Below are 12,583 nucleotides of genomic sequence, written 5' to 3'. Positions count from 1 at the left end.
CGTTTTATGTGTGAAAATTCTTCGATTACGTTTTTAACATCGTGATGTAGCGTTTATTTTCCTAGCATGAGACTTCTTTATGACAAATTGGAAGGATATAAGAAAAAAAGAGAGAATTATATGTTTAACACTTTAATTCGTTATAGCGAAGGGGATGATTGCTATGAAAGTTGATCAAACAGTAATCAAAAATATACAGGAGAACTTGTCAAAAGCTTTATTAGGTAAACATGCTGAAGTGGATATTATTTTGACAGCACTGTTAGCGGGAGGACATGTTCTTTTAGAAGGGGTGCCAGGAACAGGGAAAACATTAATTGTGAAAGCATTAGCAAGATCAATCCATGGGGAATATAGAAGGGTGCAATGTAATCCGGATTTATTACCTACTGATATTACAGGCTTTTCAATTTACCATCCTAATGAAAAGAAGTTTATTTTTCAGCAAGGACCAATTATGACCAACTTTTTATTAATGGATGAAATTAATAGAGCTTCGACGAAGACACAATCTGCACTTCTAGAGGCGATGGAGGAAGAGCAAGTAACCATTGATGGTAATGTATATGCCCTCCCACAGCCCTTTTTTGTTATGGCAACACAAAACCCTATTGACTTTGAAGGAACTTATGTATTACCTGAAGCCCAATTAGACCGTTTTATGATAAAACTTTATTTTAGCTATCCAGATAAGAACACAGAAAAGCATTTGTTAAAATCTAAACGGAGAAAAAACATAGTTAATTCTTTGGAAGCGGTTACAAATATTGAAGGGATACAGTTGCTTCAAGAGCAGATTTATGACGTCTATGTCGATGATAAACTAATAGATTACGTTCTAAATATTGCTGTAGCAACGAGGAATCATCAAAATATTTATTTAGGTGTTAGCCCAAGAGGAACACAAGCGCTTGTCCATGCCCTAAAAGCATTGGCGTTTATAAGAGAGCGTAACTTTGTTACACCAGATGACGTAAAGCATTTAGCACCATATGTGTTTTGCCATAGAATGATATTGAAACAGGAGACGAGGATTAACGGAGTTAAGGAAGAAGAAATATTACAATCAATACTAAAAAATATAGAGGCACCTCTAACGTAAGGGAAGTGTGAAGTATGTTACTTCAGGAAATTAGTCGTTGGATACCTAGGAATCAAAGATTTTTATTTTTTAGTTTAGTATGTAGTTGGTTTTGTAGTTTACTATTATTTTTATTTGAAGGTGGAAAACTATCGTTTGTCCTTTTATTTATCGTAACATTACTAACATTATATCCAATGTTGTTAGAAAGATGGAGTGGTATAGCTAACATAAAGGGGACAAGGGATTCAATTGTAGAGAGAATAGAAGCAGGGGCAACGCTTCATTTGAAAACAAGGTTTGAAGTTCCAGGCTTCTGGCCAATAACGTATGTGTTTGTAAAGGATCAGTTATATCATCACCATGATGGCTTATCAATACTAGAGTCTTCGTTCGTACCTAATTATTATCGTCGTGGTGAAATTGAATATACGATAGAGAATATAAGACGTGGCTCTTATTATTTTGGTGAGACAGAATGTTCAACAGGCGACATATTTAACTTGTTCCATCATAAAAAAAAGCTACATTTACGAGTGAGATTTCATGTGTATCCGAAAACGATAACTATCCCATACTGGAATCTGTCACAGACGAAAAACTTTGTCTCTCATTCTCATAATTGGGCTTTGAATAAAAAGGAGACGACACACCTCGATGGGATTAGAGAATATGTAGAAGGAGATCGACTTTCTCAAATTCATTGGAAGGCTACCGCAAAAACAGGGGAATTAAAGTCGAAGGAATTTGAAAGAGAGTCGCTTCCGACTGTTTGGCTTGTTATTGATAGGAATTACTTAGCTTATACAAACGAAGAACACTTTGAATTGGCAGTAAGCTGTGTTGCTTCTATCATCAAATATGTGAGAAACAAAGGGATGATAATAGGGTTACTATCAATAGGCGATAAAGCCACTTATTTTGAACCGAAAAGGGATGTATCGTATTCTTACTTAATCGATAAGCATTTATTACACATTCAAATGGATGGGAGTATAAAAATTCATGAAGTGTTAAAGGATCCAAGATTAAAGCTAGAACAAGGATCAATTATGGCTATCATTACACCAAAATCGAATGAGGAACTCTTCAACCAGTTCAAATGGCTAAAGAGAATGAATGTCAAACCATATCATTTTTGGATTCAAAAAAACAGAGATGATATTTCATCAAAGCATTGGTTACGCAAAATGAAAGTGGAAGGGATACGTGTATACAGTATTCCAACCCTTCGAAATTTGGCTACTGAGATAGGGAGGGATTAAACTATGAAATCTCTCGATTGGCTGGACCGTTGTACAATTTTTTTAATGTGTTTATTTTTGTACGCATTTATCTCCCCATTTGCAGACTATTATCGTTTTGAAATACAACATTTTATGCTATTCGTATTTTTGATCATCTGTTTAATGGAAATGTTTCCTTTAACGACACGCGTAGGTAACCGACTATTACAACTTGTTGTTTTAGCAGTTGGAGCTGTTACAATTTTAGGGTGGAGGCCTACTTTATTTCTTTCACCTACATGGGATGGAATCATAACAGTCGTTTCGCGAGACCTTCCACAACTGCAACAAAATATTTATCAGACTTGGTATGTATTTGTTTTATGGCTGTTATATTTTTTTACTGTTTTTTGGTTTAGATCTAAAGCGAGATCAATTTTGACATTATTTGTTACGACTATAACACTAGTGTTTTTAGATACATTTTCTAACTTATCGTTATGGGTTGATGTTGTTTTAGTTGTAAGTACGATTTTGCTTCTACTCATTGTTTTTCATTTCAAAATGCTAAGAAGGAAAAGTCCTAAAGGCTGGGCGCATTTAACTTATTATCCAGAAACACTACTTGCTCCAGTACTCATTTTCTTTTTTCTAGTGTTATTTGCTAGCATTTTCCTTCCTGATACGGACCCTTTATTACGTGATCCATATGCCATTTTTAGTGACAATGAAACTCAAGAAACATTATCAGAGCGAAGTGGAAATGACGGCCTTGAAAACGGATTAAATCGTGATAGAGCTTCAGGATACAGACGGGATGATAACAATCTAGGGGGTGGCTTTCGTTTTGATTACTCACCGGTGATGAACATTGAGACAACAATTCCATATTATTGGCGTGGTGAAACACGTGATTTTTATAATGGGAGTGGTTGGGAAATAAGTGATCCGGATGTTTACGTAGAAAATGTTGTGTTTATAGATAGCAAAGAACACGAGTCATTTAGTAAGGATTTACCTGAATACGTTAACCGAAGTTTACTTGAAACACGTGAAGTAGAATATACAGTAGAATTTACTACATATCCTATCGAAATATTCCCAGTACTTTTTGGAGCTTATGCTATTGAGCACATTGAAGTAGTCAGTGAAATAGAAGAGGTGGATCATTATTACAGTAGTCTGATAAAGGAAAATATACCTTCGAACTCAGATTTTGTTTGGTTACCACGGAGTGAGTCCATTCATTATATTGGGGATGGTGATGTTTTTCCAGAAAAGTATCACATTGTTTCAAAGGTCCCTATTATAAATGAAGTAGCGTTACGCGATGTAGAACCATTCCCTCTGCCTAAAGAGCTAGAGCCATATGTACAATTACCTGAAAATATACCTGAACGAGTATTTGATCTTTTAAATCAAATAACAGAAGGTGAAGAGAATATATATGATCAAGTAAAGGCGATTGAGCAGTATTTGAAAAACACTTACTCGTACGAAAATAATCCTAATGATAGCTTAGGTGAGAGTGATGATTTTGTCGATCGGTTTTTATTTGAAATTGAGGAAGGTTATTGTGATTACTTTTCCACTTCTATGGTTGTTTTAACTAGAGGTTTAGGAATTCCATCTCGTTGGGTGAAGGGTTTTACACAAGGGGTATTAGATGAAGATCCATATATCAATTATTTAAATCCACATAGTCGTGGTGAAGGAACATATCAAGTAAATAATTCACACGCACACTCATGGGTAGAGGTTTATTTTGAAGGGTATGGTTGGATTCCCTTTGAACCTACACCTAATTTTTCCCTTCCAATTATCTCACCTGAACTGGAGGAATCTACCTCTAATAATGAGCAGAATAACCTAGATGATGAAGATGGAACAGGGGAGATGCGCGAAGAATTATTGACTAAAAGACATTTTATTTTCATTGCGCTCCTAATAACTATTGTGATCAGTATATTATTATTTAGAAGGCAGTTACGTTATTTTATAAAAAGAGTAATAAAAAGAAAAGGGAAAACGACACGAGCAATTGTAAAATATGAGTTTGAAAGGTTAATGGATTACGGCATACTACAAGGATATAATCATTACAAGGACGATACATTTGAAAGTATGGTGCATCGTTGGAGCATGCAAAATCCAATATTAGAGGAAGAATTCAACAGTTTAAGAAATACGTTTGAAAAAGCGATGTACAGTAATGAAAACATAAGTACAGAAGAATTACTTATATTTAGAAATAAAGTGAAAGCGGTTATGAAAAAAATGAAAAAGTGATATAGTAGGATTTGAGAGGTTAGAAGTAAGAAAGAGCATGCAATGTTTAGTATAATAGCTTAAAAAAAGCCGACTTCAATTTATTGAAGTCGGCTATCATATAGGGGGTTATTTTGAAATTCAACTAGTAGCTAATTACGGCTGTGCCGATAATTACTAAGAGGATGAACAACACTAGCACTAATGCAAAGCCTGGTGCGTAAGTCATTCTTTAAACCTCCTTCTAGTTTGACTTCTAAGGGAGCTATACTCCCTTATGCTATACTTTATGATTTATAACATGAAATTGTTTGTTTCTCTGCCTATAAAACAATCATTTTCTTAGTAAGTGTAACCGCCGCCGCTTACTGCAACGCCACCAATGATTACTAATAGTACGAACACCACTAATACAAAAGCAAACCCACCGAATGGTGCTGTAGTTTGAGTGTGTGACATATCTATCTAGCCTCCTTAAGTTAGGTTAGGTTTTTCATAGGGTTGATGCTTTAATACCCTATCTGTTTACACTTTATGAATGAGATACTAAAATGATTGTATTAGTGCCTAATATATATAGAAAAACATCTGAGGGGGTCAAAAATTGTTAGGATTAGATTGGGGAGCTTTTATATTAGTAGCAATATGTGCACTGTTAATTGGAATGTCAAAAACTGGACTTCCGACTTTAGGAATTCTCGTTGTAGCTGCAATGGCTTCCATTTTCCCAGCTAGGGAATCAATAGGAATAGTTTTACCGATGTTAATTGCTGCTGACATTATTGCAGTTACGTACTATAGAAGAAGTGTACATTGGAAAACATTAATGTCATTATTACCATGGGTGCTTGGTGGTATCGCGCTAGGATTTATCTTACTGTTTTTTGTAGAAGCAAGTCGGCCAATAGAAATTATTTTAGGAGCGATCGTTTTAGTCCTTATTGCTATCCAAGTAACACGGGACAAGTGGGGAACAAAATTTTTAGCCGTATTACCGGAATCTAGAGTTTTCATCGGTGTAATGGGGACATTAGCTGGATTCACGACGATGATAGGTAATGCAGCTGGTCCAATTATGGCGATATTCCTCATTGCAATTGCTCTGCCTAAAAAAGAATTTATTGGTACTGGTGCGTGGTTTTTCTTGTCTGTCAATTTAATTAAAGTGCCAATGTATATTGGCTTAGGGCTGATTACATTTGAAACGATTACATTTAATTTATGGCTTGTCCCAGCAATTTTACTTGGAACGTACTTAGGGATAAAATTTTTACCGCTTATTCCACAAAAGTATTTTAACGTAACTATTTTAATTTTAGCTGCTGTCGGTGGGATAAATCTGCTATTATAATTAGAATTTTTATAATGAGAATAAGAGGATATATTTAAAGATGCTGACTCTGGCAATTAAAGAGGGCACTGAAAAAGGAAATAACCGAGGGCACTGAAAAAGTGATGTTCTTTCACTTTTCAGTGTCCCTTGGTATATCCATTTGAGTGAGCCTTAATCTACCTAATTAGCTTTAGAAAACCTCTTTATAGGTTAATTAGTAACCATGCCCTCCAACAATTACAGCGCCAATAATTACTAATAAAATGAACATCACCAATACAAAAGGAAATCCACTAAAGTTTGAATGAGTGTGTGACATTCTCTATCGAGCCTCCTTTAATGATGGTAAGGGAGAATTGAGAAAACACCCTTTTCAATACTACGTTATGACTGTATTTAACTTTTGATTGTGTGTTAGCCTATTTTAAATAAATCAAAAAAAATTGATTTAACACTTGCTTTTTATGGAAGGGAGTGGTATTTTTATTGTATCAAAAAAAATTGATTAATCAGGGAGGGGTTACGATGAAACTTTCGATACCATTAAAAAATGAAAATGATTTTTCTTTTTACGAAAAGAGGTTTAAGGCATTAGCCGATAATAAACGTCTACACTTATTGTCTATACTTTGTAGACAAGGTTCTACATGTGTGTGTGATTTGACGGATTTATTAGAGATTCCTCAATCAAAGCTCTCATACCATCTTAAGATTTTATTAGATGCTGACATTATTGTAAAAGAAAAAAAGGGGACATGGAATTACTATACAATTAATAACCAATCTATTGATCATTTACTTTCAGAAGAATTATGCTGTTTATTCCGCCCAGATAAATGATAAATTGCTGGGCTACTTTCAAATCTATTATATCAAAAAAAGTTGATTTAATAACAATTGTGTTTTACATCAAAAAAAATTGATTAATAAGAGGAGGTGATCCTTATGAGTGAAACGTTACAAATGTTTGTTCAACTATTGATAAAACTCATTATCCTATTTATTGTTGTATCCATTCTCATGAATATGATACGAGGATTTATTCCGCATGAAAAGATAAGAGATAAACTTAAAAACTCAAGCTTAATAACTGCTATTACTCTCGCTTTGTTATTTGCATTCATTACGCTCATGGCGGCATTGATGGGGTGGAATGTAGCGATTACTTACATAATAATAACAGCAAGCTTATCGGTAATAATTGGACTTCTTCTTGAAAAATTAGGATATAGTAAATCGATAAAAAATGGTGTTATCACAGGGAATATACAACAAGGCCAGCATTTTTCCTGGTGAAAGAGACAAGCGAGCGTCCTGAAGTGAAAGTCAACATCAAAGTTTATCATAGCCAAAAATATAAAGGAGTGTATTTAAAATGATATTTCACCTATTTTTTTTAACAATTACAATCTCAAAGAGAAGATATACTGTCGAGAACATAAGAAGTGAAAGGAATCAACAACGCATTAAAGAAGAGTTATTATATAAACGCGCTCAATATGTACAAACGAGAAGATTCTTTTAGGAGGTGTTCAGGATGTTACAAAAATGGTTCAAAAGAGTATTTTTTAAAAAGCATCAAAGCAATACTAGTCAGTGCTGTAACATGGAGATTAAGCATATTTCTGATGAAAATTCATCTATTTGTAATAAAGATAAATAGACTTTTTATAAAAAAATGATAAAATAATAGGTATAATCACTTAATAGGGGAGTAATGAATCATGAGATGGAAGCTATGGATGAAAAAAATTTCTGTAATCGCTATCACTTTTATGACATTGGGTGTATTTATACCACCCAACTATTTAGATGCGTATGCTGATAACAATGAGCTTTCATTACCAGATTCAGAATCAGATCAAATAACTGATTTTTCTCATGTAGATCAAGTTGATGAAATAGATCTATTTGAAGAATCGGATGAATTTGACACAGATGATCTTATTCACCTTATTACAGAGCAAGCGATAGAACAAACAGTAAATAAGTTAGGCCCGAGAATTGTTAATAAAGTAGAGTCCGATCTTATGAGCACAGTGATGCCAAATATGGAAGAAGTAATTAAGGATTTATTAATCGAGGCTGAGGAAGAAGATCTTCGCCATTATGAAGTTTCCGAAAATCCTGCTAACGGTTACGGTGAAAAAATATTTAACATATATGATGTGAGAACAAACACGGAAGTAGCTCGCTTCGATGTGAGACGTGATATTCGACCTAAACAAGGGTATTGGTTTAATTTTCATTATCATTTAAGTGAAGATGATTTTGAAGAGCATCACCATTTAGGAGATATTTATTGGGATAAAAATACGCCACCAAAGTGGATGTCATAAAAAATAGAGGGTGACTCAAAGCTTGAACTTATGAGTTACCCTTTTAATTTTTTTCAAATAGAATCTAAGTAAACGACTCCTCACATAGTAATTTTCACGTTAGCAAAGGATAACGTCATATACATTTTAAAACAACCTAGTAGGATATTCTCTGTAAATTTTGTTTTTATGCTGCTCAATGAACTTTTTTGTTCTAATCTCATTTTCAATGTTTACATATAATTTTTGTTTTATCATTGCGATGATCACTTTTCATCACCTCTAATCTTTATTTCTTGCTTCCATTTTAACGAATAGAAAAACTGCAAAAAACGTCCTGGAGGTTGTATTTACATCCTCCTTAAGTCTGAATGTTATGTACACCTCAATATGTATGAAAAAAATGGATAAAAATATAAAATTTGCAGACACTACTACTACATTTTTTTAGGAGGGTTTGTATGAAACGTAAGTTAGTAGTTGGGGTGTTGTCAGCTATTATGTTATTTAGTGTTGGCTTTTCTTCAGAGGTTGGCGCTCATGGAATGAATGAAGATGTTGAATTAACTGCAGAGCAAATGGATGAGATGGCAACATTACAAGAGAAGGCATTGGAGAAAAAGGTAGAGATCATTAACAAATATGTTGAATTCGGTGTTTTTACAGAGGAAAAAGGAAAGAAGATGATTTCTTTTGTTGAAAAGAAATATAATGAATTAAAAGAGAACAATTTTATCCCTAAATGGGACAAGCACAAAAAGCATGACCATTAACGACATCATAATAAAGGGGTAAAAGGTAAAAATTTATAAAAAAAGGCGGTGGAAAAGATGCCACGCGTAGTAGCGAGAAGAGCACTCACTACTACGTTAAAGACATGTGGCATCCTTTCTTCACCGCTTCTAAGAAAAAACTAAAAGCGAGCTTCACGAAGCGCGTTTTTAGTTTTTTCTTATCAATTGTTAACTGCGATTTTTTCTAAAGCCACATCAACTGCTACATAACCATAGCCGAGATCCTTAGCAACTGCTTCATAAGTGATGAATCCACCAGCAGTGTTAACCCCCATCTCTAAAGCTCGGTTTTCGGAAATTGCTTGTTTAACACCTTTATTGGCAATCTGTAGAGCATATGGAACGGTTACATTTGTGAGTGCTACTGTAGATGTTCGAGGAACAGCTCCTGGCATATTTGCAACGGCATAGTGAACGACCCCGTGTTTATTATAAGTTGGATTATCATGAGTTGTAATGTGATCTACTGTTTCGAATATTCCTCCTTGGTCTATAGCAACATCTACTATGACAGAGCCAGGAGTCATCCTTTGAATCATTTGTTCAGTCACTAGCTTAGGTGCTTTAGCTCCAGGAATGAGAACAGCACCAATAACTAAGTCTGAGTTTGCAACTGTATTTGCAATATTAGTAGGATTTGACATAAGTGTTTGAATGCTATTCCCAAAAATATCATCGAGCTGCCTTAATCGGTCAGCACTTAAATCAATAATTGTTACGTTTGCCCCTAGACCAATGGCTAGTTTTGCGGCGTTCGTGCCTACGACACCACCACCAATAATCGTGACATTACCTCTAGAGACGCCAGGAACGCCAGCTAACAGTATTCCTTTACCACCGTTAAATTTTTGTAAAAATTGTGCACCAATTTGCGTTGCCATTCTTCCAGCAACTTCACTCATCGGTGTTAACAATGGTAACGTTCGATTAACCTCTACTGTTTCATAGGCAATTGCTATTACTTCATTTTCCGTTAATGCCTTCGCTAAGTCCGGCTCAGCTGCCAAGTGAAGATACGTAAATAGCACTAATCCTTTGTGGAAGTATTGATATTCTGCTGGAAGTGGTTCCTTCACTTTCATCACCATTTCTACAGTCCAAGCATCTGACGCTTTTTCTACTATAACAGCACCAGCAGCTATATAGTCTTCATCGGAAAAACCACTACCTATTCCTGCGTCAGTTTCTATTAGTACTTGGTGACCTGATTTTATTAAAGTATCAACGCCAGAAGGTGTTAAAGCTACACGGTTTTCATTATTTTTAATTTCCTTGGGTACACCGATTAACATACTTTCTACCCCCTTAAGTTTCGTATGTAAAGTATAAAGTTTATTATTTTATTTTTCATTGTTCATCATTCCGAAATAAAACAAACTCATTTGTGTATTTTTACAAATGAGTTTGTTTACTTAACTTATATAGTTTCATATCAACGAAGAGAGAAGTTTTTTCATTCATATTCTTCAAATTGATTTTTCCTACTTCGGATATTCTTTTCAAACGATAAAGTAGTGTATTTGTGTGAATATGAAGTTGATTGGCTGCTTCATTGACGTTACTGTCCATTGATAAAAATGTATCGAGGGTATGTAATAAATGAGTATTATGGTTTTGATCATAGCTTTCTAGATTTAGAATGGCTTGATTATAATAGTTATCTACCTTATTTTTTTGTTGAAGAAACTCTATGTATCGAAATATCCCTAATTTTTCATACGTATGAGTTTTTATTAATTCGTCTGGGTACTGCTTTTTTAAGTTTAATACTGTAATTGCTTGTTGATAACTAGTCTCAATATTTTCATATTTATTGTATTTATTTCCAGCGCCGCTTATTATGTCATCAATACTAAACTTTTTTTTCATTTGTGATGTAAAGTTTGTGAGAAAGGAAGAGAAATTTATATCAAAATCATTATCATTTACTGTAGTACTCAGTAAAATCAATTCGTTGCCATCAATGACATAAAAAACGGTGCGAATTTGCTGTGATATTGTGAGTAAATATGAAATATGACGTTCTTCTTCCAAAGTAATGTCATGATTAAAGGAAAAAATAACAATGAAAAAGGAGGAAGGAGGGATTATTTCCAATTGATCAAATTTATTCACTATTTCTTCAGTGGAAGTTAAATGTCCTGTTAGGAGTTGCCAAAAAAATTCTTGGTAACCTTTTGTTTGCTTTTGTTTTCGTACTTGTCTTTGTAAAAGCTGATTTCTAGCAGTCTCTGCTGCCATTTTCAGTAATGCTAGGTCATTATCGCTCAATTGCTTGTTAATTTCCAAAACCCATATAAACCCTAAAATATCATTATTAGCTTTAATAGATATAGCAACTCTATTACTAATACCCATATCTATAATTTCTGGTACTCTTACTGGATTGTTAGTTTCAAGCAACTTTGGTAATATACCGTTCTTCCAAAATTGATTAATTACTTTCTCTGGTACTCTTCGACCGATAATGGTAGCAATTCTCGCTTGATCTGTTCGTTCATCATGTGAACTATATACTAATAAGTTATGGTTTGCATCTTCAATCGTGACGGGACAGCTCAACACATCACTAATTTTATCTACTAGATTTTCTAAACTTCCAAAAGATTTCTTGAACGGGTCATGTTTTTGTTCTTTTTTCATCATTATCACTCCACAAAAAGTGTTAATATAATTATACATTAATTATAAGGTAAAAAGGAATCAACAATTCAGTAAGCGATATGTATGGAAAAAATTAAATTCTACATTTTTTGTTAATTGTATATGAATATTGACAATATATTATATAATTAAATCTATGAACCTTTATTGCGAAACTATGGGGTGATTAAATGGAAACCTATTTTATTATATTATTAGCATATTTAATCGGGTCTATACCATTTGCGCTTATTGTAGGTAAGCTCAAGTATGGAGCGGATGTAAGAAATTTTGGAAGCGGAAACTTAGGAGCATCCAATAGTGCACTAGTTTTAGGGAAAAAAGCAGGAATTCTCGTTTTATTAGGTGATGTTAGTAAAGGTGTGCTTGCAGTTTCATTACCTGTGATATTTTCTATTGAGGTTAATCCAGTGTATATCGGGGTTGCCGTCATTTTAGGACACTGTTTTCCTGTATTCGCTAACTTTCGTGGTGGGAAAGCTGTCGCTACTACAGCTGGAGTTCTCATTACAATAAACCCGATATTATTTCTAAGCGGCTACTCTACATTCTTTTTAGTTATTTTTATTACAAAGTATGTTTTTTTTGGTTCGCTTTCCATTGGCATTGCGTTAACCGTTCATTCCATTTTTATAGGTAGTTTTGAGCTGATGCTATTATTTACGTTATTTTCGTTATTTATGGTTTATTTACATCGATCGAATATAACGAATTATATTTGCGGTAAAGAAGTCAAAATAACAGATAAAAGAATAAAGAAGTATCAGGAACAAATAAAAGAGGAACTTAGTGAGGAAATCATCAAATCATAGGTAGGTCACGGCATTCATATATATGAATGTCGTATTTTTTTGCTTAAAGGGTTACGAATGTAAGCTATTCATGCTCTGGTGGAATTA

The 12,583-nt window shown here is 34.0% G+C and carries 16 protein-coding genes; 11 read left to right on the top strand and 5 right to left on the bottom strand.

Annotated features, from left to right (window positions below; translation table 11 throughout):
* Positions 1 to 163 precede the first annotated feature (163 nt).
* From BCELL_RS14250 to BCELL_RS14240, 3 genes are read left to right on the top strand one after another with little or no spacing between them, the layout of a single operon-like run.
* Positions 164 to 1,102 (top strand): AAA family ATPase, encoded by a 939-nt coding sequence (locus BCELL_RS14250; protein ID WP_013489459.1) that lies wholly within the window; start codon positions 164 to 166, stop codon positions 1,100 to 1,102.
* A gap of 14 nt (positions 1,103 to 1,116) precedes the next feature.
* Positions 1,117 to 2,346, top strand: coding sequence for a DUF58 domain-containing protein (locus BCELL_RS14245; protein ID WP_013489458.1), 1,230 nt, complete (start codon positions 1,117 to 1,119; stop codon positions 2,344 to 2,346).
* Between the two features lie 3 nt (positions 2,347 to 2,349).
* Positions 2,350 to 4,596: a transglutaminase TgpA family protein gene (locus BCELL_RS14240; RefSeq protein WP_013489457.1), complete on the top strand. Its 2,247-nt coding sequence runs from the start codon at positions 2,350 to 2,352 to the stop codon at positions 4,594 to 4,596.
* Between the two features lie 124 nt (positions 4,597 to 4,720).
* Here the strand turns inward: BCELL_RS14240 and BCELL_RS22190 are convergent, their stop codons facing one another.
* Positions 4,721 to 4,804: a YjcZ family sporulation protein gene (locus BCELL_RS22190; protein ID WP_081457310.1), complete on the bottom strand. Its 84-nt coding sequence runs from the start codon at positions 4,802 to 4,804 to the stop codon at positions 4,721 to 4,723.
* Between the two features lie 113 nt (positions 4,805 to 4,917).
* Entirely contained in the window at positions 4,918 to 5,034 is a 117-nt protein-coding gene (locus tag BCELL_RS22185; protein WP_013489456.1) for a hypothetical protein, read from the bottom strand.
* Between the two features lie 145 nt (positions 5,035 to 5,179).
* On the opposite strand from BCELL_RS22185, the gene BCELL_RS14235 reads away from it, so the two are divergent.
* Positions 5,180 to 5,926, top strand: a complete 747-nt coding sequence (locus BCELL_RS14235; protein ID WP_013489455.1) for a sulfite exporter TauE/SafE family protein — start codon at positions 5,180 to 5,182, stop codon at positions 5,924 to 5,926.
* A 196-nt stretch (positions 5,927 to 6,122) separates the two neighbouring features.
* Here the strand turns inward: BCELL_RS14235 and yjcZ are convergent, their stop codons facing one another.
* Positions 6,123 to 6,227: a sporulation protein YjcZ gene (gene yjcZ, locus BCELL_RS22180; RefSeq protein WP_013489454.1), complete on the bottom strand. Its 105-nt coding sequence runs from the start codon at positions 6,225 to 6,227 to the stop codon at positions 6,123 to 6,125.
* A gap of 206 nt (positions 6,228 to 6,433) precedes the next feature.
* Between yjcZ and BCELL_RS14230 the strand changes: the two genes are divergently transcribed.
* From BCELL_RS14230 to BCELL_RS14215, 6 genes are all read left to right on the top strand, one after another.
* A complete protein-coding gene (locus BCELL_RS14230; protein ID WP_013489453.1) occupies positions 6,434 to 6,748 on the top strand; it encodes an ArsR/SmtB family transcription factor in 315 nt (104 codons plus the stop codon).
* Between the two features lie 105 nt (positions 6,749 to 6,853).
* Entirely contained in the window at positions 6,854 to 7,204 is a 351-nt protein-coding gene (locus BCELL_RS14225) for a hypothetical protein (RefSeq protein ID WP_013489452.1), read from the top strand.
* Between the two features lie 79 nt (positions 7,205 to 7,283).
* On the top strand, positions 7,284 to 7,433 hold the full coding sequence (locus BCELL_RS22175; protein ID WP_013489451.1) for a YrzI family small protein: 150 nt from the start codon (positions 7,284 to 7,286) through the stop codon (positions 7,431 to 7,433).
* A 12-nt stretch (positions 7,434 to 7,445) separates the two neighbouring features.
* A complete protein-coding gene (locus BCELL_RS23215) occupies positions 7,446 to 7,571 on the top strand; it encodes a hypothetical protein (protein WP_280964895.1) in 126 nt (41 codons plus the stop codon).
* Between the two features lie 61 nt (positions 7,572 to 7,632).
* Positions 7,633 to 8,247 (top strand): YpjP family protein, encoded by a 615-nt coding sequence (locus BCELL_RS14220; RefSeq protein ID WP_013489450.1) that lies wholly within the window; start codon positions 7,633 to 7,635, stop codon positions 8,245 to 8,247.
* A gap of 440 nt (positions 8,248 to 8,687) precedes the next feature.
* Positions 8,688 to 8,999 (top strand): YckD family protein, encoded by a 312-nt coding sequence (locus tag BCELL_RS14215; protein WP_013489449.1) that lies wholly within the window; start codon positions 8,688 to 8,690, stop codon positions 8,997 to 8,999.
* A gap of 182 nt (positions 9,000 to 9,181) precedes the next feature.
* Here BCELL_RS14215 and ald read toward each other — a convergent pair whose 3' ends face one another.
* Together ald and BCELL_RS14205 are read right to left on the bottom strand one after the other, a co-directional pair.
* The gene (gene ald / locus BCELL_RS14210; RefSeq protein ID WP_013489448.1) at positions 9,182 to 10,312 is read right to left on the bottom strand and encodes an alanine dehydrogenase; all 1,131 of its coding nucleotides are present in this window, start codon (positions 10,310 to 10,312) and stop codon (positions 9,182 to 9,184) included.
* 100 nt (positions 10,313 to 10,412) lie between these two features.
* The gene (locus tag BCELL_RS14205; RefSeq protein WP_013489447.1) at positions 10,413 to 11,666 is read right to left on the bottom strand and encodes a PucR family transcriptional regulator; all 1,254 of its coding nucleotides are present in this window, start codon (positions 11,664 to 11,666) and stop codon (positions 10,413 to 10,415) included.
* 188 nt (positions 11,667 to 11,854) lie between these two features.
* Between BCELL_RS14205 and plsY the strand changes: the two genes are divergently transcribed.
* Positions 11,855 to 12,496: a glycerol-3-phosphate 1-O-acyltransferase PlsY gene (plsY, locus tag BCELL_RS14200; protein WP_013489446.1), complete on the top strand. Its 642-nt coding sequence runs from the start codon at positions 11,855 to 11,857 to the stop codon at positions 12,494 to 12,496.
* Positions 12,497 to 12,583 lie beyond the last annotated feature (87 nt).

Source organism: Evansella cellulosilytica DSM 2522 (assembly GCF_000177235.2).
GTDB lineage: Bacteria > Bacillota > Bacilli > Bacillales > Salisediminibacteriaceae > Evansella > Evansella cellulosilytica.
Note: the sequence above shows the minus strand (reverse complement) of the source record. Positions and strands in the feature narration are given on the sequence as shown.

Excerpts from the sequence above, each read along its gene's own strand:
- BCELL_RS14240 (WP_013489457.1), top strand. The coding sequence starts at position 2,350 with ATGAAATCTCTCGATTGGCTGGACCGTTGTACAATTTTTTTAATGTGT.
- BCELL_RS14220 (WP_013489450.1), top strand. The coding sequence starts at position 7,633 with ATGAGATGGAAGCTATGGATGAAAAAAATTTCTGTAATCGCTATCACT.
- BCELL_RS14250 (WP_013489459.1), top strand. The coding sequence starts at position 164 with ATGAAAGTTGATCAAACAGTAATCAAAAATATACAGGAGAACTTGTCA.
- BCELL_RS14225 (WP_013489452.1), top strand. The coding sequence starts at position 6,854 with ATGAGTGAAACGTTACAAATGTTTGTTCAACTATTGATAAAACTCATT.
- BCELL_RS22190 (WP_081457310.1), bottom strand. The coding sequence starts at position 4,804 with ATGACTTACGCACCAGGCTTTGCATTAGTGCTAGTGTTGTTCATCCTC.
- plsY (WP_013489446.1), top strand. The coding sequence starts at position 11,855 with ATGGAAACCTATTTTATTATATTATTAGCATATTTAATCGGGTCTATA.
- BCELL_RS22175 (WP_013489451.1), top strand. The coding sequence starts at position 7,284 with ATGATATTTCACCTATTTTTTTTAACAATTACAATCTCAAAGAGAAGA.
- BCELL_RS14245 (WP_013489458.1), top strand. The coding sequence starts at position 1,117 with ATGTTACTTCAGGAAATTAGTCGTTGGATACCTAGGAATCAAAGATTT.
- BCELL_RS14230 (WP_013489453.1), top strand. The coding sequence starts at position 6,434 with ATGAAACTTTCGATACCATTAAAAAATGAAAATGATTTTTCTTTTTAC.
- BCELL_RS23215 (WP_280964895.1), top strand. The coding sequence starts at position 7,446 with ATGTTACAAAAATGGTTCAAAAGAGTATTTTTTAAAAAGCATCAAAGC.
- BCELL_RS22185 (WP_013489456.1), bottom strand. The coding sequence starts at position 5,034 with ATGTCACACACTCAAACTACAGCACCATTCGGTGGGTTTGCTTTTGTA.
- ald (WP_013489448.1), bottom strand. The coding sequence starts at position 10,312 with ATGTTAATCGGTGTACCCAAGGAAATTAAAAATAATGAAAACCGTGTA.
- BCELL_RS14215 (WP_013489449.1), top strand. The coding sequence starts at position 8,688 with ATGAAACGTAAGTTAGTAGTTGGGGTGTTGTCAGCTATTATGTTATTT.
- yjcZ (WP_013489454.1), bottom strand. The coding sequence starts at position 6,227 with ATGTCACACACTCATTCAAACTTTAGTGGATTTCCTTTTGTATTGGTG.
- BCELL_RS14205 (WP_013489447.1), bottom strand. The coding sequence starts at position 11,666 with ATGATGAAAAAAGAACAAAAACATGACCCGTTCAAGAAATCTTTTGGA.